This is a genomic window from Pseudomonas sp. FW300-N2F2, assembly GCF_017351655.1.
GTDB classification, from domain to species: domain Bacteria; phylum Pseudomonadota; class Gammaproteobacteria; order Pseudomonadales; family Pseudomonadaceae; genus Aquipseudomonas; species Aquipseudomonas fluorescens_AA.
The window spans coordinates 3,101,813-3,122,863 of the sequence record NZ_JACNDQ010000001.1; the positions used below are offsets into that span (position 1 = coordinate 3,101,813).

16 protein-coding genes are annotated in these 21,051 nt (G+C 62.1%); 6 read left to right on the plus strand and 10 right to left on the minus strand.

What is annotated here, in order from left to right:
* Positions 1-126: 126 nt before the first annotated feature.
* Entirely contained in the window at positions 127-1,632 is a 1,506-nt protein-coding gene (locus J4E63_RS13400; RefSeq protein ID WP_207282263.1) for a methyl-accepting chemotaxis protein, read from the minus strand.
* Positions 1,633-1,812: 180 nt separating this feature from the next.
* Between J4E63_RS13400 and J4E63_RS13405 the strand changes: the two genes are divergently transcribed.
* On the plus strand, positions 1,813-2,961 hold the full coding sequence (locus J4E63_RS13405; protein WP_207282264.1) for a MalY/PatB family protein: 1,149 nt from the start codon (positions 1,813-1,815) through the stop codon (positions 2,959-2,961).
* Between the two features lie 142 nt (positions 2,962-3,103).
* On the opposite strand, the gene J4E63_RS13410 is transcribed toward J4E63_RS13405, so the two are convergent.
* Entirely contained in the window at positions 3,104-3,508 is a 405-nt protein-coding gene (locus tag J4E63_RS13410) for a VOC family protein (RefSeq protein WP_207282265.1), read from the minus strand.
* Between the two features lie 186 nt (positions 3,509-3,694).
* Here J4E63_RS13410 and J4E63_RS13415 point away from each other — a divergent pair, with 186 nt between their 5' ends.
* Together J4E63_RS13415 and J4E63_RS13420 are read left to right on the plus strand one after the other, a co-directional pair.
* Positions 3,695-4,552: an SDR family oxidoreductase gene (locus J4E63_RS13415; RefSeq protein WP_207282266.1), complete on the plus strand. Its 858-nt coding sequence runs from the start codon at positions 3,695-3,697 to the stop codon at positions 4,550-4,552.
* 354 nt (positions 4,553-4,906) lie between these two features.
* Complete coding sequence (locus J4E63_RS13420; RefSeq protein ID WP_207282267.1) at positions 4,907-5,518, plus strand: Yip1 family protein; 612 nt, start codon at positions 4,907-4,909, stop codon at positions 5,516-5,518.
* A gap of 166 nt (positions 5,519-5,684) precedes the next feature.
* On the opposite strand, the gene ligD is transcribed toward J4E63_RS13420, so the two are convergent.
* From ligD to J4E63_RS13440, 4 genes are read right to left on the minus strand one after another with little or no spacing between them, the layout of a single operon-like run.
* Positions 5,685-8,297 carry a DNA ligase D gene (ligD, locus tag J4E63_RS13425; RefSeq protein WP_207282268.1) on the minus strand — a complete coding sequence of 871 codons (2,613 nt, stop codon included), beginning with the start codon at positions 8,295-8,297 and terminating at the stop codon, positions 5,685-5,687.
* The gene (locus J4E63_RS13430; RefSeq protein ID WP_207282269.1) at positions 8,294-9,457 is read right to left on the minus strand and encodes a carboxylate-amine ligase; all 1,164 of its coding nucleotides are present in this window, start codon (positions 9,455-9,457) and stop codon (positions 8,294-8,296) included. The genes ligD and J4E63_RS13430 overlap by 4 nt, the downstream gene beginning before the upstream one ends.
* Positions 9,429-10,442, minus strand: a complete 1,014-nt coding sequence (locus J4E63_RS13435; RefSeq protein WP_207282270.1) for a class I SAM-dependent methyltransferase — start codon at positions 10,440-10,442, stop codon at positions 9,429-9,431. Before J4E63_RS13435 ends, J4E63_RS13430 begins: the two co-directional genes overlap by 29 nt.
* Positions 10,443-10,452: 10 nt before the next feature.
* Positions 10,453-11,838: an iron-containing redox enzyme family protein gene (locus tag J4E63_RS13440; RefSeq protein WP_207282271.1), complete on the minus strand. Its 1,386-nt coding sequence runs from the start codon at positions 11,836-11,838 to the stop codon at positions 10,453-10,455.
* 192 nt (positions 11,839-12,030) lie between these two features.
* On the opposite strand from J4E63_RS13440, the gene J4E63_RS13445 reads away from it, so the two are divergent.
* On the plus strand, positions 12,031-13,368 hold the full coding sequence (locus tag J4E63_RS13445; RefSeq protein ID WP_207282272.1) for a sodium:proton antiporter: 1,338 nt from the start codon (positions 12,031-12,033) through the stop codon (positions 13,366-13,368).
* 12 nt (positions 13,369-13,380) lie between these two features.
* On the opposite strand, the gene J4E63_RS13450 is transcribed toward J4E63_RS13445, so the two are convergent.
* Positions 13,381-13,917, minus strand: coding sequence for a hypothetical protein (locus J4E63_RS13450; protein ID WP_092199857.1), 537 nt, complete (start codon positions 13,915-13,917; stop codon positions 13,381-13,383).
* Between the two features lie 154 nt (positions 13,918-14,071).
* Between J4E63_RS13450 and J4E63_RS13455 the strand changes: the two genes are divergently transcribed.
* Positions 14,072-14,302 carry a hypothetical protein gene (locus J4E63_RS13455; RefSeq protein WP_060742403.1) on the plus strand — a complete coding sequence of 77 codons (231 nt, stop codon included), beginning with the start codon at positions 14,072-14,074 and terminating at the stop codon, positions 14,300-14,302.
* A gap of 121 nt (positions 14,303-14,423) precedes the next feature.
* On the opposite strand, the gene J4E63_RS13460 is transcribed toward J4E63_RS13455, so the two are convergent.
* The 3 genes from J4E63_RS13460 to J4E63_RS13470 form a co-directional block, all read right to left on the minus strand.
* Positions 14,424-16,352, minus strand: a complete 1,929-nt coding sequence (locus tag J4E63_RS13460) for a PAS domain-containing sensor histidine kinase (RefSeq protein ID WP_207282273.1) — start codon at positions 16,350-16,352, stop codon at positions 14,424-14,426.
* Between the two features lie 113 nt (positions 16,353-16,465).
* The gene (locus J4E63_RS13465) at positions 16,466-18,808 is read right to left on the minus strand and encodes an ATP-dependent DNA helicase (protein ID WP_207282274.1); all 2,343 of its coding nucleotides are present in this window, start codon (positions 18,806-18,808) and stop codon (positions 16,466-16,468) included.
* Complete coding sequence (locus J4E63_RS13470; RefSeq protein WP_207282275.1) at positions 18,805-20,535, minus strand: VRR-NUC domain-containing protein; 1,731 nt, start codon at positions 20,533-20,535, stop codon at positions 18,805-18,807. Before J4E63_RS13470 ends, J4E63_RS13465 begins: the two co-directional genes overlap by 4 nt.
* Before the next feature lie 223 nt (positions 20,536-20,758).
* On the opposite strand from J4E63_RS13470, the gene J4E63_RS13475 reads away from it, so the two are divergent.
* Positions 20,759-20,983, plus strand: coding sequence for a YgdI/YgdR family lipoprotein (locus tag J4E63_RS13475; RefSeq protein ID WP_060743223.1), 225 nt, complete (start codon positions 20,759-20,761; stop codon positions 20,981-20,983).
* Positions 20,984-21,051: the final 68 nt, after the last annotated feature.

Genomic DNA, 21,051 nt, shown 5'->3' on the forward strand with positions numbered 1-21,051 from the left:
GTATCGCGGATGTGTCAGCGACGGGCTTGAATGCAACGGTTCGTATCGGCCATGTCCGTGGATACACAGAGATACATTCGTATGACGCGCTTGCTGTCGGGGGTCAATCGAGGGGCAGCCAGTCGCTTAAAGCGGCTTCCCATGAAACGCCTGCCCCAACACCGCCAACCGCTCCGCCAACGGTGGCAAGCATTGGCTGCTGCGGGTCAGTATGCCGATGTTGTCGGCGTTGCGCTCAGCCACGGCCTGCACGCTTTGCAGGCGCTGGTTGATGCCCATCGACGCCTTGGATTGTTCCTGGGTGGTGCTGGCGATCAGGTCGTTGAAATGATTGATCACGGCGATGTCTTCGACGACGGCGTGCAACAGTTGCGAAGCCAGTTGGCTGGCGGACACGCAGCGCTCCACCCCATCGCGGCTGTCTTGCATCGCGACGGCGGCCTGGCGGCTGCCTTGCTGCAGCTTGGCGATGATCTGCTGGATCTCGGTGGTGGACGTCGAGGTCTTTTGTGACAGGGTGCGGACCTCGTCGGCCACCACCGCGAACCCGCGGCCCTGCTCGCCAGCCCGGGCCGCCTCGATGGCGGCGTTGAGGGCCAGCAGGTTGGTCTGCTCGGCAATGCCGTTGATCACATCCAGCACCTGGCCGATCTGCTGTGCCTGGTCGGCCAGGACCTGCACGGTTTCGTTGGTCAGGTTGATGCGCCCTGCCAGCTCGACAATCTCTTCCCGGGTCTGGTCAACCGTGCTGCGCCCGCGGTTGACCTGCTCGTTGGCCTGGCCGGCGCGCTGCAGGGTCTGGTCGACATGGCCGGCGATGTTCTCCATGGCCTCGACCAGATGGCTGATCGCACCACTCATCTGTGCCACTTCGTCGAGTTGGTGACGGGCACCGGTTTCCAGGGTCTGGCCAACCTGGGACAGGTCCTGGCCCAGGTCCGAGAGGTTGCGGGTGTCGCGCACCACGCCGTCCACCAGTTGGGTGACCTGCTGGAGGAAATGATCGAAACGCTCGCTCGAAGAGACCTTGACGCCGTCGCTGCGCTGCCTGTCGGCGCCGTGGCTCAACTGCGCGGCCGCCGCCAGCACCTTGTCGAGCACCTCCTGGTTTTCCGTGGCATCGGCCAGGCTCTGGTTCGCCAGGTAAATCAGGATCACGCTTTCCACCACCACATAGAACGCGTGGAGGAAGATCATCGACCAGCCACCGTGGGTGTCCATGACGAATACCGGATAACCCTGGTGTTGAAGCCAGTGAAAACCAAGGTGATGAACCGCGATGGTGGCGGCGGCAACGACAATCGGCAGCCAGTCACGGTAGAACGTCAACACGGCCAGCAGCACGAAGATCCCGAAGTGGAATTCGATCACGCCTTGGGTCTGGTTGATGTGCAAGGCCGCCATGACCATCAGCGCCACCGCGATGATGCAGCGCATGGCCCGGGTGCCGGCCAGGACGCGATAAAGCGCGGTGCTCGCCACGCAGGTGGTCGCCCCCACCAGCAGCGCCTGGGTGAACGTCGAGTGCAGGAATGCCAGGCTCAGGGAATACAGCAACGTGAGCCAGAGTAGCCCCAGCATGATGCGGTCGGCTTTACGGTGGTGATCGTTAAAGCGCACGGGCGATGTCATGGGGGTCGTCCTTTTCAAAGACTTGGAGGTCCGTTACCGAATACCGCTAACGGCTTAGCGGCGTTTCGAGAGGGAACTTTAACTGATTATCATCAATTGGTGGCACTGAGCCATCAAGCTTTTCTCGGCGGTCTTTGCTTTATGATGTGCGCCATCTCATGACTGACTGATGGAACCCCCATGACTTTCGATTTCGACACCGTATTGGAGCGCCACGGCACCGGCAGTACCAAATGGAGCCGCTACCCGGCCGATGTGCTGCCAATGTGGGTGGCCGACATGGACTTCCCCGCCCCACCGGTGGTCATCGACGCGCTGCACAAGCGCCTCGAACATCCGATGCTGGGCTACAGCGTCGCCCAGGACAATCTGCGCGCGGCCATCGTCGCTGACCTGTGGAGCAAGTACGCCTGGCGCGTCGAGCCTCAGCAAATCGTGTTCCTGCCTGGCGTCGAACCGGGTTTCAACATGGCGCTGCATGCCCTGGTGGCCCCCCGACAGAATGTCGTGGTGCAGGTGCCCAACTACCCTCCGCTGCGTCACGCCCCCGGTCACTGGCAGCTGAACAAAGTGGAATTGCCGTTCACCCCGGTCAAGGGTGAATTCCATACGCCCTTGACCGCGTTGCGCGAAGCATTGCAGGGCGGCGGCGCCCTGTTGCTGAGCAACCCTCACAACCCGCTGGGCAAGGTGTTTGGCCGCGAAGAACTCAAGGCCGTGGCGGACATTTGCCTGGCGCAGGACGCCTGGATCATCTCCGACGAAATCCATGCCGAATTGTGCTTCGACGGCCGCGTGCACATTCCGACCGCCTCCCTCAGCCCGGAGATTGCCGAGCGCACCATCACCTTGATGTCCGCCAGTAAGGCCTACAACATCGCCGGGCTGAAAACATCGTTCGCCATTATCCAGAACGCCAAGCTGCGCGAGCGGGTCAACAACGCGCGGGCCGGCATGGTCGACAGCGTCAATGCCCTGGGCCTGGAAGCGACCCGTGCGGCCTACAGCGAAGCCGGCCCATGGCTGGAGGCCTTGAAAGCCTATCTGCAAGCCAACCGCGATTACCTGGTCGAAGCGGTGAGCACCCGTCTGCCGGGCATCACCATGACCGTGCCCCAGGGTACTTACCTGGCCTGGCTGGATTGCTCCGGGCTGGGGCTGGATAACCCACAAGGGTTCTTCTTGAAAGAAGCCAAGGTCGGGCTGAGTGCCGGGCTGGATTTTGCTGACGATGCCGGACAGTTCGTGCGCCTGAACTTCGGCTGCCCGCGGGCGTTGCTGGAGGAAGGCATCGCGCGGATGGAGCGCAGCCTGAAAGCCAGGGGCTGAACACTCCCCTGCCTGGGCTGCGCCATGTAGGAGCTGTCGAGTGCAACGAGGCTGCGATCTTGATCTTTCGCTTGGTACTCAAGTGTCAGGGGAAAGATCGCAGCCTCGCTTCGCTCGACAGCTCCTACACGGCGCGAGCGCTCTAGTCGTGCATATCCGGCGCATGGACAAAGCACAGCTTGTTCCCCTCCGGGTCGCGGCAATACGCGCCGAAATAGCCTTCGCAATACTGTGGCCTAGGGCCGGGTGGACCTTCGTCGGTACCGCCCATGGCTATCGCCTGCTCCCAGGCGGCGCGGACGGTTTGCGGGGAATCGGCGGCGAAGCTCACTTGCATGCCATTACCCCAGGTCGCGGGCAGGCCATTGAAAGGCAACTGGACAAAAACCTGCGGCCAATACTTGCCGGGCTGACGCCAGCCTTCTCCCGGCGGGCCCGAATCGTTTTCGCCCTCGATGCGTTCCAGCCCCAGGCAACCGAGGACGGCATCATAAAAAGCGACCATTGTCGGCAGGTCGCGCGCGCCGATCTGTATATGGCTGAACATTGCCCTGCTCCTTCTCGACACCGGTACTGACATTGGAGAATACAGGCTCGTCCAATGTTTGCCACAGCCCACCCTTCACCGACGAAACGACCACTGTCACGCTCATCGACTGGCCGGACAATCCGACCGAACTCTGCCCGAAAACCCAAAGTCCACCCTCCATCGCAACCCACCTGGAGAACGACGATGGTCGACTACCCTTTCCCGCCTTTCCCGAAACAAAGCCAGCCGGTGCCCGGCACCCAGCGCAAAATGGACCCTTACCCGGACTGCGGCGAACAGAGCTACACCGGCTCCGGACGACTGGCGAACAAGATCGCCCTGATCACCGGCGCCGACAGCGGCATCGGTCGCGCCGTCGCCATTGCCTTCGCCCGTGAAGGTGCGGATGTGGCGATTGCCTACTTGGACGAGCATGAAGACGCCCGGGAAACCGCACGCTGGGTCGAGCAGGCCGGGCGTCAATGCCTGTTGTTGCCCGGTGACCTGGCGGACAAAGGCCTGTGCCGCAAGATCGTCGATGAAACCGTTGCCCGCTTCGGCCATATCGACGTCCTGGTCAACAACGCCGCGTTTCAGATGACCCACGAAAACCTCGAGGACATCCCCGACGAAGAATGGGTGCGTACCTTCGATATCAACATCACGGCGATGTTCAGGATCTGCCAGGCCGCCGTGCCGCACATGAAGCCTGGTGGTTCGATCATCAATACCAGCTCGGTCAATTCCGACATGCCCAAGCCGACACTGCTGGCCTATGCCACCACCAAAGGCGCCATCGCCAACTTCACCGGTGGCCTGGCGCAGATGCTCGGGCCCAAGGGCATCCGCGTGAACAGCGTGGCGCCGGGACCGATCTGGACGCCGCTGATCGTGGCGACCATGCCCGAGGAAGAAGTGCAGAATTTCGGTTCCCAGACGCCCCTTGGCCGCCCCGGCCAGCCGGTTGAAGTGGCGCCGATCTATGTGCTGTTGGCCTCGGACGAAGGCAGCTACATCTCCGGGGCCCGTTATGGGATTACCGGGGGCAAGCCGATGCTTTGAGCATGGCGCAGTGTTTTACCTGTGGCGAGGGAGCACTCAGCCAATGGGCCTTGCCCCTAATACCTGTGGGAGCGAGCTTGCTCGCGATAGAGGCAGATCAGGCAACATCAATGACGGCTGGTTTACCGCTATTGCGAGCAAGCTCGCTCCCACAGTGGGCTGTGCCGGCCAGTCGCCCATGACGCATCCGAGCGACTCGCTCGAAACGCCAGACCTTGTGCGGGAAGCGCATGTCTTCGCGTACCGGAAACGGGCGGTTACCAGGAACAGGAAATAAATGAAACCCCGGTCTTTTTCTGTGCCTCAAACCCAGTAAGGGCCTCATGCAGAGGCCATCCTGATCAGGAGGTCGTCATGTCCGCACCTTTCGTCAAACTGTTCACACAGCCCGAATTCGCCTGGGCCGACATACGCGAGCAGGAACAGGCACATCCACGCCATTACCTGGCTCATTTGCTGCTGCTCGCGCTGATTCCCGCGGTGTGCCTGTTCATCGGCACCACCTGGACCGGATGGAGCCTGGCCGAAAACGAAACGGTACGGCTCAGCAGCACCAGCGCGCTTCAATTGTGCGTGCTGCTGTACCTGACCATCGTCGTCGGCGTCACGTTGATGGGGCTGTTCATCCGCTGGATGTCCCGCACTTTCGAAGCGCGCCCGACGGTCAACCAATGCATCGGTTTCGCCGCCTATACCGCAACGCCGTATTTCCTGGCCGGAGTTTTCGGGCTTTATCCGAGCCGCTGGCTGGCCGTGGCGGTGCTGTTGCTGGCATCGGCCTACTCGACATTCCTGCTGTTCGTCGGGCTGCCCAAATTCATGGGCCTCAAGAAGGAACAGGGCCTGCTGTATTCGGCAAGTGTCTGGGGCGTGGGCCTGTTGGTATTGGTGACGATCCTGGTGGAAATGATCCTGCTCTGGTTCAACTACCTGCAGCCGGAATATTTGCGTATCCCGGTGGGCTGAATGCGTTTTCGGGGCGCACATCACCGATGACAGCGGCTTGAGATGATCTGTGGGAGCGAGCTTGCTCGCGATGGCGGTGGTTCAGTTATATGGATATTGGGCTTGCTGGCCTCTTCGCGAGCAAGCTCGCTCCCACAAAGGAACTGCGGCGTATAGCCGCGACACCTTAAACTTTCTTCATACCGATACGCCTGCGCATCTCAGCCGTAATACTCTGCCGCGTTTTCTTAAGCCCAGCCCAGGGCTCATGACCCACCTGCGCCAGACGCTCATGAACATTGTGCACATTCCACAGGTTCGCCCCCTTGAGCTCAGCAACCTCCTCACGAAATATCGGCACGGACACCGGCAACCCCTCCCGGGTCCTGGCGGCGTAGGCGCAGATGGTCGTGGAGCCCAGCCCATTGCGCAGGTAATCGATGAAGATCCGCCCTACCCGGTTCTTTGGCCCGGACACCGCCGAAAAGCGGTCCGGCAGCAGCTTGGCCATGTGACTGACAATCGCATGACTGAAGCCCTTGACCTCGTCCCAGCCCAGTTTGCGCGTCAACGGCACCACCACATGAATACCCTTGCCGCCGCTGGTCTTGAGAAACGCCTTGAGCCCTAGTTCATCGAGTACCGACAAGGTGAGCTGCGTCGCCTCGACCATGCTTTTCCAGGGCAGCGCCGGGTCCGGGTCCAGGTCGAGGACGAAGCGGTCGGGTTTGTCCAGGTCGACAGACGTGGCATTCCAGGTGTGCAGTTCCACCGTGCTCATCTGCACCGCACCGATCAGCGCCTCGGCGTTGTTGATGATCATCACTGGTTGCCCGGTCAGTTCCTTGTCCAGGCTGGTGATACCGGGAATCGCCAGGCGCTCGGGGTTCTTCTGGAAAAACAGTTCACCGGCGATGCCGTCCGGCGCCCGGACCAAGGCGACCGGGCGATCTTCCAGTTCCGGCAGGATGAATTCGGCAACGCTGGCGTAGTACTCGGCCAACTGCAGCTTGGTGGTGCCACTGCTGGCGTCAATGACCCGCTCCGGGTGAGTGATGCGGACCTTGCCGTCCATGGCTGGAGCCTTGGCTTTTGTCCTGGTCTTTGCCTTGTGCGGTTTCGCGTCGGGTTCATCCTGGGTGCTGGTTTTTTTCGCCGCAGTGGTTTTTTTCACGGGTTTGGCAAGCTCCTGGGTAATGTCCTTGGCCGGCTTGTCGTTGCGCAAGCCATGGAAGACCGCATGGCGCACCGAGCCTTCCTTGGTCATTTCGGCAAAGGCCACTTCGGCCAGCAGCTTCGGTTCCAGCCAATGCACGCCCTTGGCTTCGTAGCCGGTGGGCGGATTCGCCACGGCGGCCTTTTTCGTCTCCAGGGGCAGCAATTGCTGGTAGATACTCTTAAGGGTGGTTTCGTTGAAACCGGTGCCGACCCTACCGGCGTAGCGCAATTGGCCGCTGTCGGCATCATGCAGCCCCAGCAGCAAGGCGCCGAAGGCACTGCGGGCGCCTTTGGGATCGCTGAAGCCCACCACCACGAACTCCTGGCGATTCTTGCATTTGAGCTTGATCCAGTCGTTGCTGCGCCTGGACACATAGGTGCTGCCGACGCGCTTGCCGATCAGCCCTTCCATCTGCATCTGGCAGGCGCTGTTTAGCAGCGCTTCAGGGGTTTCTTCGAAGGCATCGGAAAAGCGCAGCAAGGGGCTTTCGTTGGGCTCCAGCACGGCGGCCAATGCGGCCCGGCGCTCTTGCACCGGCACGTTGCGTAAATCCATGCCATTGAGATAAGGCACATCGAACAGGTAATAGGCAATCTGGCCGCTGCTGCCGGCCTCGAAGGCGTTTTGCAAGGCCTGGAAGTCCGGCACCCCCTGCTCGTTGGCGACGACCATCTCGCCGTCGAGCCAGGCCGATTCCAACCCCAGCGCGGCCAAGGCCTCGGCCTGTCTTGGCAATTTGTGGGTCCAGTCATGGCCGTTGCGGGTGAGCAGCCTGACATCGCCGTTTTCGATCCGCGCCATGACCCGGTAACCGTCGAACTTGATCTCATAGAGCCATTCGCCGTCGGGCGCGCTTTCCACCAGGGTCGCCAGTTCCGGCTTGAGGGTTTCTGGCAGCGGCCCGGCGACCGCACCGCTGAGGGAAGTTTTCGAGGCGCGTTTCGGCGATTTCGGCTGCGCGGCTTTCTCCGGTTGTTTCACCGCTTTGGCGACAGCCTTGCCTCGACGCTTGGGCACGAGGGTGCGATCGCTGAGCACGCTGTCCGGCTCGGCCTGGACCACGTCGTATTCGCTTTCGGGACGGGCGGCCTGGTCCTGATGCTTGATCAGGAACCACTGCTCCTGCTTGCCGGGCATATGGGTGCGTACCAGGTTCCACAGGCCGCTGAGCTTTTCGCCTTGCAACTCGAACTTGAGCCGACCTTTTTCGTAGGCTTCGTGGGCGTCTCCCTGGGGAATCCAGACGCCCCGGTCCCAGACGATCACGTCACCGGCGCCGTAGTGGCCTTCAGGGATGTTGCCCTCGAACGTGGCGTAATCCAGTGGATGATCTTCGACATGCACGGCCAGGCGTTTGGCCTTGGGGTCCAGGGAGGGCCCCTTGGGCACCGCCCAGCTCTTGAGCGCGCCGTCGAGCTCCAGCCGAAAGTCGTAGTGCAGCCGCGAGGCATCGTGCTTTTGAATGCAGAACTGCAAGGCGTGGGCGGTTTTTGCCGACTTGCGCGAACGTTTCGCCGCCGGTTCCGGGGTGGCGGCGAAATCTCGCATGCGGTTGTAGTCAGCCAGGGTCTTGCTGCTCATGGACCACCTGACACCTGTTGCAAGGCTGGGTCGGCAACCGGCCTCCCGGCGGTTTCCGCGAGCAACTGATCAACCACCCGGCTCAAGGCCTGTTCGACCGAATCGCCCAGTAGCAGGCCTTGTTCGTAGAGCACGATTTGCCGATCGGCGCTGGTGCCTTCCTGGACAATCGCGCGGGCCTGCTTGAACACGTCCTGGACGCCCAGCTCGGCTGCGGTTTCACCAAAAGTCTGCTCTGCCAGGGTCAGCCATTCCCCGATCAGCATCGGCTGTTCCTGCCCCTCGACGATAAACTCCGCGAGAATCCCGTGGCGCTTGGCCCGCCAGCGGTTTTCCTTGAGGATCCACTGGGACATCTGGCTGTAGTGGGCACCGGGCCGGCGCTGCGTCACGGCATGGGCCACCATCAGGCGAAACAGCGAGACCAGACAAAGGACGTCGTCCGCCCGCGGGCAGGCATCGCAAATGCGCAGCTCCAGCGTGGGATAACGTGAGGAAGGTCGTATCACCCACCAGCAATCGCTGGCCTGGCGAATGGACCCGGTGCGCATGAGCATGTCGACGTAGCCGCCGAACGCCGACTCATCTTCGAAATACTCCGGCACCCCCATGCGCGGCCATTCATCGCAGGCCACTTGTCGATAGCTGCTGAAGCCACTGTAGCCACCGTTCCAGAATGGCGATGACGCGCTCAGGGCCAGGAACATCGGCAACCACGGCAGGACCTCATTCATGATCCGCACCCGATCCTGCGTGGCCGGGACCTCCACGTGGACATGCAGGCCCGACAGCACGCTGCGTCGCGCCACCCGCTGATAATCATCGAACAGTTGCTGGAAATGCAGCTCGTCGGTGGGTTGCAGCACCTGGGTGGCCATCGGGTGTGAACCGGCACTGAGCAGGCCCAGGCCATAGGGCGCCAGGCGCTGGTTCAGGCCCGTACGCACTTGGTTCAGGTAGTCGGCAGCCTCGGGCAGGCTGCGAAAGATGGGCGAGGCCATTTCCACCTGGCATTGGAACATTTCATGGGCGAAATGCTTGCCCAGCTCGGCCTGGCACGCGGCGACAGCCTCCGCAGGGGGGGCACCCGGCATGCAACGGGTGTTCAGGTCAGTGATGAAATACTCCTCTTCAACGCCGAATTTCATGCGTCTGTTCATCGATAGTCCCTCCGATAGCCCCGCCCAGACCTGCGCCAATGCGGGTTACAACCAACGCCACCACGGCGATCCTTTCCACGTCCTGATAACCCGGCGTGAGCAGTTCCTCACCGAACACGTCCGGGTCCAATTCCTTGTAGGTCCAGCCGAAATCCGCCGAGTCACGCCATTGCCCCAGCGCTTCGAGGAACGGATCGCGCCCATCCACCATGGCCACGCCGGTGTAGAGCACCAGCGAGCCGCCAGGTGTGAGCCGGGGCAAGGCCTGCTCGACGATGCGCAGCGACAGCCCGGCGCCCAGTGTGCCGCCGCCATGGCGGTAGGCGCGCTCGGAGGGGTCGGCCATGTACGGCGGGTTGGCGACGATCAGGTCGAACTGGCCTGGCACGTCCTGCAACACGTCGCTGCGGACGACCTCGACGTTGGCCACCTCCGCCAGCGCGGCGTTCACGGCGCTCAGGCGCAGGGCTTGGGGGTTGATGTCCACGGCCAGCACTTGCGCTTCACGACGGGCGCGGGCAATCACGATGGCCCCGACACCCGCGCCGCAACCAATGTCCACGGCGCGCTGCACGGCCGTGAAGTTCTGTTGCAGATGAGTATGGATCAGTTGGGCGAAACGATAGCTGTCAGGGCCGAAGAACACCGCATCGCTGGCTTGCGTGGGAAACTGCGAATGGGCAAACAGCAAGCCATCCAGGCTCGACCAGCGCACCCGGCTACGCAATAAGCCGTCGTGTGCTTCCAGCACCTGGGCGTCTTGCAGTTGCCGCTGTTCGTCGGTGCTGATCAGCCCGGGCGCAAACGGCCGCGACCAGCCGAACACGTCCCGCAAGGTCTTGGCGCGTTCATTACCGGGACGCCGGTTGACCCGTTCATGGGTCAACGGGGTCGGGGTGATGAAACGGTAGCCGTCGGCTTGCAGGCGTCGGCCCAGTTGCAGCAGTGCAAGGTCCGGCTCGGACAGGCGTTCTTCTTCATTCATGCAGGGCTCCCTAGCGAAGTGCGGATTTGAGTTCGATGAACCGGCGAGTCGCCAGCAACCCGGCCGGATGGCTGTGGCAGCGGGCACAGAGCCAGGGCATCAGGACTTGCATCTGCTCGTCCGGCGTGCGGCCTTGCAGCGCCTGTTGCAGGTTTTGCACATCGGGATCGTCCATCGGCGTCGCGGGGGCGCCGGCCGCAACCGGAGCACGCCGGGCGCCGGACTTCACGCCCTCGTCCAGCCAGTCACCGGCGATCCAGTCATGCAGCAGCTGTTTTTCGTAGGGGCTGAAGACCCCGAACATGGCCGCGCCTGCGCCGTCGATCAGCGTCCAGAAGCGACTGTGTTGCGGGTCTTCATGGCGCTTGATCCAGCCTTTGTTCTGCATGGCCGTCAGGAACCCCTCCAACTGGCCCGGCGCCGAGAGCCACTGGTTGACGGTCTTGCCTTCGAATTTGCAGTAATCGGAATGCATGTGCTGACCGAATGGGCGTTTGCGTTCGAGCATGTCCAGCACTTCGCGCTCCAGGTCGAACGAGCCGATGATGGCCCGGCTACCCTGCCCCAGGTCGTTGAGGCGATAGCCAAGCGTGACTCGCTGCCAGAAGGCCTCGCGGTCCGCTTCCATCGGCATCAGTTGCAGCAGCGCTTGCACGGCCTTGTGGGCATGGCCGGTGCTGGCGTTGTCGATGGTGACGTGGAGGGTGAAATAGTACGGATCGATGTCCAGTTCGCTCAGCTCATAGGCGCTGATCAACAGATGCAGGGGCAATTGCTCGTAGCCCAGGTTGTAGCCGATGACCTCCGGCAGGTACTCGTCGCCGGCATAGCCTAGGGCCAGTTGCACGGCGCCTTGCAGATACAGATCGTCGTCGATGTCCGGGGCGTCCGACAGGTCGTGTTCGGCGAGCAACTTGCGATAGAGCACCACATGATTTTGTCCGGGATGACCGTCCCCCAGTTCTTCCAGGTAGGTGCACAGCAACCCTTCGAAACGGTGGTCGTGCCAGTGCTTGACCACGCCATACAGCCAGGCACCGTCCACCCGTTTGGTCGGGGCCACGGCCTGGATGAAGTACAGGGCATGGGCCTTGCCGCTGAAAAACTCCCGCGGGCCGCCGTTCTTGCGCCGCTCCAGGTAGTCAGCGTATTGCCGGGCCACGCCGGCGCTGTGTTGTTCGACCCAGGCCTGCAGCGCCGTGGGATCAGAGGGCATCTCCTGGGGGAGCGCCTCGGCTTTGGCGATGCATTGCTGGAGGAACGCTTGGGCGACGGCTTGCTTGTCGGCATCGTCGGGGCCCTGGAACAGCCGTTCATAGCATTGGCGCACCTGTCCGTTATGGATGACGGGGTGCACGGTGGCCGGCTGGGATTGGAGGGGTGTCAGCGCAGTCATAAGGGCCTCTCGGGTTCTTGGCGGACGCTGAATCAGAACGTCTCTTCTGTTGCAGAGCGCGGGGAACGGCGAAAAATTCCGTTGGATTAAATGGCAGGCGGATAAACGGAGGCCTGCTGCTTTGGTGGGAACCCTCGCTTCGCTCCGGGCCTCGAATACTGAGAGCCACCAGTCGCTATCCAAGGAGCAACGATGACGTTCACAGTATGGGTAGCGGTGCTCGGCGCGGTGTTGCTGACCCTGGCCCTGACCTCCTCTTATCTGCGCTGGATGCCGGTCACCACCTCGGCGATGTGCCTGGTGCTGGGTGTCGCCATCGGGCCGCTGGGGCTGGACGTGCTGAAGCTGGACGTCGGCGACTCGTCGGTCTGGATGGAACACCTCACGGAAATCGCGGTGGTGTTTTCGCTGTTCGTCAGCGGCCTCAAGTTGCGCCTGCCCCTCAAGGACCGTACCTGGCGCGTGGCCTATGGGCTGGCCGGGCCGGTGATGATCCTGTGCATCGCCGGCCTGTGCCTGGCGTTGCACTATCTGTTGGGCCTGGGTTGGGGCGTGTCGATGCTGATCGGCGCGATGCTGGCGCCCACCGACCCGGTACTGGCGGCACTGGTGCAGGTCAACGATGCCCGGGATGACGACCGGGTGCGATTCGGCCTGTCGGGCGAAGCGGGACTGAACGACGGCACGGCGTTTCCCTTTGTGATCCTCGGCTTGTTGATGCTGCGGGAGGACGGCAGCGGTTTTCTCGGTGAATGGCTGCTGCACAACGTCCTGTGGGCGGTGCCGGCCGGGTTGCTGGTCGGCTACTGGATGGGCCGCGGCATCGGCAAGCTGACCCTGTCGATGCGCATCAGGAATGCCGACAGCACCTTGTCGCCCAATGATTACCTGGCCCTGGCACTGATCGCCCTGGCCTACGTCGTGGCTGAGTGGATCCAGGGCTATGGCTTTCTCTCGGTGTTCGCCGCCGGCTTGGGGCTGCGTCAGGCCGAGGTCCAATCCACCGATGAAGGGGCGCCACCGGCAGAACACCTGGTGCAACCGGTGGTGGGCCACGAAGCCGTCGATCCCCGACAGGCCGTCGTGGGCGATACCGAGACGCTGGACGATGGTCAATTGGCCGCTGGGGTGATGATGAGCGACATGCTGGCGTTCGGCAGCTTGGTGGAGCGCTCGATGGAAGTGTTCCTGGTGACCCTGCTGGGGGTCGTGCTGGCCAGCCATTGGGACTGGCGAGCTGTGGCGATCGGTGCCCTGCTGTTTTTCGTGATTCGCCCGCTGAGTGTGCTGGTGGTGCCCTGGCGGCGATTGCTCGACGGACCGCAACGGCTGCTGATCGGCTGGTTTGGCATTCGCGGGATCGGCAGCCTGTTTTATCTGTTCTTCGCCCTGAACCATGACCTGCCGCCAGCGGTGGCGCAACTGTGCATCGACCTCACCCTGTCGGTGGTGGCCTTGAGCATTCTGGTGCATGGCATCACGACCCAGCCGACGTTGGCATGGTATGAGCGCCGTAAGCAGTCGAGTTGAGGCGAGTGTGCCTCAACCGCCTGGGTTGCTCAGCTGGATATAGACCGAGTACGCCCCCAGCAATACCCAGAAGGTGGCGAAGATCCAAGGGGTCCGCAACGAAAACAGCAACGACTTGCGGTAGCCCTTGTGGGTCGATTCCCGCTCGCTGAACAGCGGCGATTCGTCGTAGGCCAGGCCCATCAAGGGTTCGGCGCGCAATAGCTCGCTCTGCTTGAAATGCCAGTGATCGATGATCTCGTAGGCCGCCTTGATCCCCGGCCAGGCATTGAGCGAACTGAGGAATCCCAACAAGGCCAGGAATGGCGGCACGATCAGCGTGAACAACTTGCCCCACTCCGGGTTCAGATTGGCCATGCATGAGGCAAAGGCGATCACCAGGAAGGATTGGGCCGCCAGGTAAGCATCGGTTCGATTGGCCAGGATGCTGGTTTCGTATTGGATCTCCCGGCGATAGAAGTCCAGTCGCTCCTTGGGCGAGCCGAACAGTTTGGCGTTGTGTTCCGTCAGTTCTTCTTCCGGGGTAGGCCCGGTGAGTATTCTGGGCATTGCGCAGGCGGTGCCTCGATGATGATTCGGACTCGTTAGAAGAACCCGGCGCGTGGCAAGTTCAAGCCAATGGACTACCGGTGCAGCAACGTCCGAGGAAACGCTGCCCGAGCGCCAAGGTCTTTAACGTGTAAAGGACAAAGAGGACCGCTGCGTGGATTATCTGGGATGGGTGCAATGGCCGGCGATGCTCGTCACGGTGCTGGCCGCCTGGTTGATCGGCTCACGCCAACCCCGCCGCAGGGTGGCGGGATTCAGTTGTTTTATCGCGAGCAATATTCTGTGGGTGGTCTGGGGGCTGCATACCCATGCGTATGCCTTGATCGTGTTGCAGTTTTGCTTGTGTGCGATGAATTTGCGTGGGTTCAAGAAGAACACTGAATAAACGCCATAAGCGCCTGCTCTTGTGGCGAGGGAGCTTGCTCCCGCTCGAGTGCGAAGCGCTCGCGACATAGGGGCCGCTGCGCGACCCAGCGGGAGCAAGTTCCCTCGCCACAGGAGGCTGACTATTTCATCGTCTGCCCAATGACCTGCATCAGGTCAATCTGCTTGAACGGCTTGATCAACCGAGGCAGTTGCGTGGCGAAACCTTCCAGGCGTTCGGCATAGCCGGTGGCCAGGATGATGGGCAAGGTCGGTTGGCGGTCGCGCAACAATTTCGCCAACTGCGCGCCGTCCATCTGCGGCATGGCCATGTCGGTGATCACCAGATCGATGTCCGGGTTGCGCTCGTACAGCTCCAGCGCCTGAGCCCCCGATGGGGCGCAAAGAACCCGATGCCCCAGGTCTTCGATCAACAAGCGAGTGCTGGTCAACACCAGGCTGTCATCGTCCACCACCAGCACTTTCAACTCGTGGACCGGCGGCGGCACCTCTTCGATCGCCGCTTTGCCAGGGGCCGCATCGCCGGCCACCGGCAACCACAATTCGGCGGTGGTCCCCAGGCCCTTCTGGCTTTTGAGTATCAGGCGGCCACCGAGCTGTTCCGCCAGGCCATGCACCATGGACAGCCCCAGGCCCGTGCCCTTGCCGACGCCCTTGGTGGTGAAGAATGGGTCCACGGCCGAGGCCAGCGTGGCGTCGTCCATGCCCTCGCCTTCATCGGTCATCGCCAGGCAGATGTAGCGTCCGGGGGCCATCGGCTGGTCCGGCCCGGCATCAGCCCCCTGCCGCTCCTCGGCGGCAATGACGATCTGGCCGCCATGGGGCATGGCGTCCCGGGCGTTGGTCGCCAGGTTTAGAATCGCCAGTTCCAGTTGATTGACATCGGCCAGCACCGGCGACAGCGCCTCGGCGAAACGGGTCTGGATGTGTATCGACGGGCCCAGGGAGCTTTGCAGCAGGCCGCTGATGCCCTGTACCAGGGCCGACAGCTCGACCGATTCGTAGGTCAGTTTCTGCCGCCGGGCAAACGCCAGCATGCGTTGGGTCAGCGAAACCCCGCGCAGCGCGCCTTGGGTCGCGTTGTCCAGCAACTGAGTGAGTTTCGGCTCGCTGGGCATGCGCTTGCGCACGATTTCCAGGTTGCCAAGGATGACCGTCAACAGGTTATTGAAATCATGGGCAATACCGCCGGTAAGCTGACCGATGGCTTGCAGTTTCTGGGATTGAAACAACGCCTCGCGGGCCTGTTCAAGGGCCAGCTGGGCCTGGGTGGCATCGGTGATGTCGCGGGTGATCTTGGCAAACCCCAGCAGCGTGCCGGTATCGCTGCGAATCGCATCGATGACCACGTGGGCCATGAACCGCGTGCCATCCTTGCGCATGCGCCAGCCCTTTTTCTCGAAACGCCCTTCGCTGGCGGCGATGCTCAACGCGCGCTGCGGCTCGCCGGCATCGCGATCTTCGGGGGTGTAGAACATCGAGAAATGCCGGCCGATGGCTTCCACCGGAAGATACCCCTTGATCCGCTGCGCCCCCAGGTTCCAGTTGGTGACCTGACCTTGCGGGTCGAGCATGTAGATGGCGTAGTCGGTGACGCTTTGCACCAGCAGGCGAAACTGCTGCTCGCTTTGCTTGAGGGTTTCCTCGGCCATCTTGCGGTCGGTCAGGTCGCGGGTGATTTTGGCGAAGCCGAGCAAGGTACCACTCTGGCTGTCGATGATCGGGTCGATCACCACATGGGACCAGAACAGCGTGCCGTCCTTGCGCACCCGCCAGCCCTCGCCTTCGAAACGCCCCTCATGCAGGGCCGTATCCAGCGCCCGTTGCGGCAGGCCGGCGGCGCGGTCCTGGTCGGTATAGAAACGGGAGAAATGCTGGCCGAGGATCTCGGACTCCTCGTAACCCTTGAAACGCCTGGCGCCAGAGTTCCAACTGGTGATGATGCCCGAAGGGTCGGTCATGTAGATGGCGTAGTCGACCACCGCGTCGATGAGCAGGCGAAAGCGCTGTTCTTCGTTCATGAGCGGGGTCTTGGGGGCGTTCTCGAGCATCTGGCCGGGGCATCCGTGTGGATTTTTTACGGATTATGGAACAAGTCGGGTGCCAGGAAAAATCTTCAAGCCTTCCACCCTGTGGGAGCGAGCTTGCTCGCGATAGCGGTGGGTCAGTTTGCATCAAGGCTGGCTGACAGTCTGCCATCGCGAGCAAGCTCGCTCCCCCAAGGGGATTTGTGGGCCTCTTGGGTAACTGACCACCAGCGCGGCAATAGCTGCTGCACCCTGGCCTCGCCGAACCGATCATCGATCAGCATCACCACCCCGCTATCCTGTTGGGTACGGATCACGCGGCCTGCCGCCTGTACGACCTTCTGCAAGCCGGGATACAGGTAAGTGTAGTCATAGCCATCGCCGAAGATCGCCGCCATGCGTTGCTTCATCTGCTCATTGACCGGGTTGAACTGCGCCAGCCCCAAGGTAGCGATGAACGCACCGATCAGGCGTGAACCCGGCAAGTCGATGCCCTCGCCGAACGCGCCGCCCAGCACCGCAAAGCCAATGCCTTGGCTGTGGTCCATGAATCGTTCGAGAAACGCCTGCCGGGGGGCTTCGCCCATGCCCCGCGATTGCGTCCAGAGGGCGATCTGCGGGTGCCGCTCGGCAAACAGCCCGGCCACTTGCTGCAAGTAATCGAAACTGCTGAAAAAGGCCAGGTAGTTGCCCGGGCGCTCGCTGAACTGGCGGGCCATCAACGTGACAATCGGTTCCAGGGACGCCTGGCGATGGGCAAAGCGCGTGGAGATACGGCTGACCACCTGTACGTCCAGTTGCTCGGCCTTGAACGGCGATTCGACATCGATCCACACCGTATCGCCCGGCGTTCCCAGCAAGTCTGCGTAGTAATGTCGAGGGCTCAGGGTCGCCGAAAACAGCACGGTGCTGCGGGCCGCCGTCAGCCTGGGCCGCAGGAACGCGGCCGGCACCACGTTGCGCAGGCACAGCGTCGACAGGCTGCGCTGGCGGCCGAGTTCGCGCTTGTGGATGTCGAACAGAAAGTGCTCGTCGAAGGCTTCCGCCACCCGGCCGAACTGCAAGGCGTCGAAGTAGAACGCCTGTAAGCCACTGTCCAGGCCCTGGGGGTGATCGTTGAGGTAATCGCCGATGGCGGTGGTACAGGTGGCCAAGGCCTGGAGCAACTTTTCCGGCAGTTTTTCATAGGCCTGATAGGCCGCCATCTGGGACGTATGCAAGGCGTTCCACTGGCGATTGACCCGCTCCAGGGATTTCTTCAGCGGTTCGGGGGCGGTTTTGCGCACGCTGCTCAACGTGGCCTGGTCAAGGGTCGCGCTGTACATCTGCCGCCCGCGTTCCACCAGGTTATGGGCCTCGTCCACCAGGGTCGCGACTGTCCAGCCATTGGCCTGGGCCAGGCCAAAGAGCAAGGCGCTGAAGTCGAAGTAATAGTTGTAGTCGGCCACCACCACGTCGGCCCAACGGGCCATTTCCTGGCTGAGGTAATACGGGCACACCTCATGGGCCAATGCAATGTCGCGCAATGCCGCCTGATCCAGCCAGCAGACTTGGCTTGCCGCCGCCCGGGCGCCCGGCAGGCGGTCATAGAAACCTCGGGCCAGCGGACAGGACTCGCCATGGCAGGCGTTGTCCGGGTGTTCGCAGGCCTTGTCCCGGGCGATCATTTCCAGCACCCGCAGCGGCATCGACGGCGCGCTGTGGGTAATCACGCGTGCCGCATCCAGGGCCAGCTTGCGCCCCGGGGTTTTCGCCGTGAGAAAGTACACCTTGTCCAGTTGTTGCGGCGCCAACGCCTTGAGCATCGGGAACAAGGTGCCGACGGTCTTGCCGATGCCGGTGGGCGCCTGGGCCATCAGGCAGCGGCCGGTACTGATTGCCTTGAACACCGATTCGGCCAAGTGCCGTTGCCCGGGCCTGAAGCCCGCATGGGGAAAGACCAGGGCCTGCGCGCCGAGGTTACGCGCCTGCCGATGGGTCATTTCCTGCTCGGCCCAGGCCAGGAACAGCGCGCATTGTGCTTCGAAGAAGGTTTGCAACTGGGCCGCCTCGAAGCGTTGGGTGAGGCAGGTTTCCTTTTCGCTGACGATGTCGAAGTACACCAACGCCACGTCGATGTGCGGCAACTGCAGCTTTTGGCACATCAGCCAGCCATAGATTTTCGCCTGGGCCCAATGCAACTGGCGATGGTTGGCCGGCTGCTTGCTCAGGTCGCCCCGATAGGTCTTCACCTCTTCAAGGCACTGGCGGACCGGGTCGTAGCCGTCGGCCCGGCCTTTGACCGTCAATGTTTGCCAGTGACCTTCGAGGGCCACTTCAGCCTGATAACCCTCGGTGCGCCGCGAGGCGACGGTGCGATGGCCGGCGATGCCTTCCAGGGCTGTCGGCGAGGGGGTGAAGCGCAGGTCAAGGTCGCCCACCTTGGCGGTGAATTCACACAGCGCCCGCACGGCGATGCTGTAGCCGGGTGTCGGGCTCATGTGCGCCCATCGCGAGCAAGCTCGCTCCCATAGATGATCTGGGGTGGCTCGTCTTCTGCGGGAGCGAGCTCGCTCGCGATGGCAGACTCTGCCCATTGCACATAGCAAACGGCGACGGGCATCTGGTGCTCGTGACAGAACTCCAGCCAACGCAATTGGTTGTCTTGCAGGCGGTCACCGGGGCCTTTGACTTCGATCATGCGGTAAGTCTTGTGCTGCGGCCAGAACTGGATCAGGTCCGGCATGCCGGCGCGGTTGGCCTTGATGTCCAGCAGCAGGCGCTGGAACCAGTGCTTGAGGTGCTCGGCCGGCAAGCAATCGAGGGCCTGTTCCAGCAAGGGCTCGGACAACGCGCCCCAGAACACGAAAGGCGATTGCACGCCCCACTTTTCAACGTAACGACGACCGATGGTCTGCCGATAGCGGCCATCGTCCAACTCTGCCAGACAGGCCGCGAACAACTCGGCGCGACGGGCATGGAAATCTTCATTGAGCAGGTCGACCGGCCCGCGCTGGAACGGGTGGAAAAACGCGCCCGGCAACGGCGCGAAGATCGCTGGCCAGCACAGCAGGCCGAACAGTGAATTGATCAGGCTGTTCTCGACGTAATGCACCGGCGCGGTTTCATCGTGCAGGTGGGCCTGGACGTGGTATTCCACCGACAGGCCCGGATCGACGCGCGGCAGATGCAGTTCCAGGCGCTCCACTTCCCGGGCCATGACCCGTGGCACTGGCGGGCCGCCCAGCTTGCGCCGCAGGCGAGGCACGATCCGAAGCAAGGCCTGGGTTTCGGCAGCGCTCTGTGGTGTCTGCGCCGCCGCCTCGCCCAGTTCAAGGGCCAGGGCATACTCGCCGATTCGCTCCAATACCCGGACCATCCGCAGCCGCGCGCCCAGGTAGGTGCAATCGCGATAGATGCACAAAGCCAAGGCAAAATCGCCGATACGCTCGCCATACTGGCCGATCTGGAACAACAACTTGCCCCGGCGTCGCTCCAGCCACGGATTCTCCAAGGACAGTTCGTTGACCTGGGCGACGATATCTTCCAGAGGCTCGCCGGCTTCGAAGCGCTGCTGGCAGTCGTGCAGGAACAGACAGGCATCGACGTCGTCGCGACTGCGCAAGCCCCGTGACTCGGCGCTGAACTCAACGGTTTCGTAGGTAAAGATGCCCAGGTCCGCCAAGACGAATTCCGACCAATCCTGGTAGAGGTTGCCAAAGAACATCAAGCGCAGCCTGTCGCACAGAGGCATGATCGTCAGGCTGTACAGGCGCTCGTCAAGCTGCGGACACCAGGTACGAAAAGGCTGGAGCGGGCTGGGGTGATTATCCAGGGCCTGGAGCCATTCGGTCTTTTTCGCCTTGGGGTGTTCGATCAGGTGACCCAGGCACAGAAGGATTTCCGCCTTGAGCAGCACGTCGAACAGTTCAACGAGCCCGATGGGGGCCTGTTCCTCGACCCATCCCAGGGCCAATAGCGGCGCGACGGCGGCGCCAATGTCGCCGATTTCCGGGTAACTCAGCTTGCTATGACGAAACCGCAGCCCCTTGCGCATCACCATCCGCACCAACAAGCCTTGGGAAGCACGGGGCAGCGCGGCGAAATCGTCGATGAAGCGCTGCTCTTCGTGGCTGAGCACGTCCGCATAACGCTGGCTCAACCACGCGAGCACTTGCTGGAAGTTGTTCAGGTAGTAATACGGATCGTCGAGAGAACGGGTTGCCACGGGAAGAAACGCCAAGGGTGTCGGAGATACTGGTTATGCATACAGATAACAGCTGTAAACCGCTCAGGCAACCGCAAAAGATGAACGGTCTCCTATATTTAACGTGAAATCCTTCACCTAGCGATGAACTTTCCTACGGCAAGCGAGACCAATGGCGGTTAGCTAATGTGATGGCGCGGTCGAATCAGTTGCTCCGTGTCCTTTTGATTGAGAGGTTATGGTTATGAACATCAGGTTTCTGGGCGTACCCCTGGTCGCCGTGGCATTTATGGCTCTGGCTGGCTGCGCGTCGCCCACGGTAGTGACCTTGCAAAACGGTACCCAGTATTTGACCAAGGACACCCCTAACACCCGTACCGCCGACGGTTTCTACGAATTCGAGGATATTTCCGGCAGGAAAGTCCGGGTCCGCGCCGATGATGTGGCGACCATTCGCAAGGAAGACTGATTTCCAGTGACTCGCCTGGTAGGCGGCCATCGCGAGCAAGCTCGCTCCCACAAAGTCCGGTGGTGAAC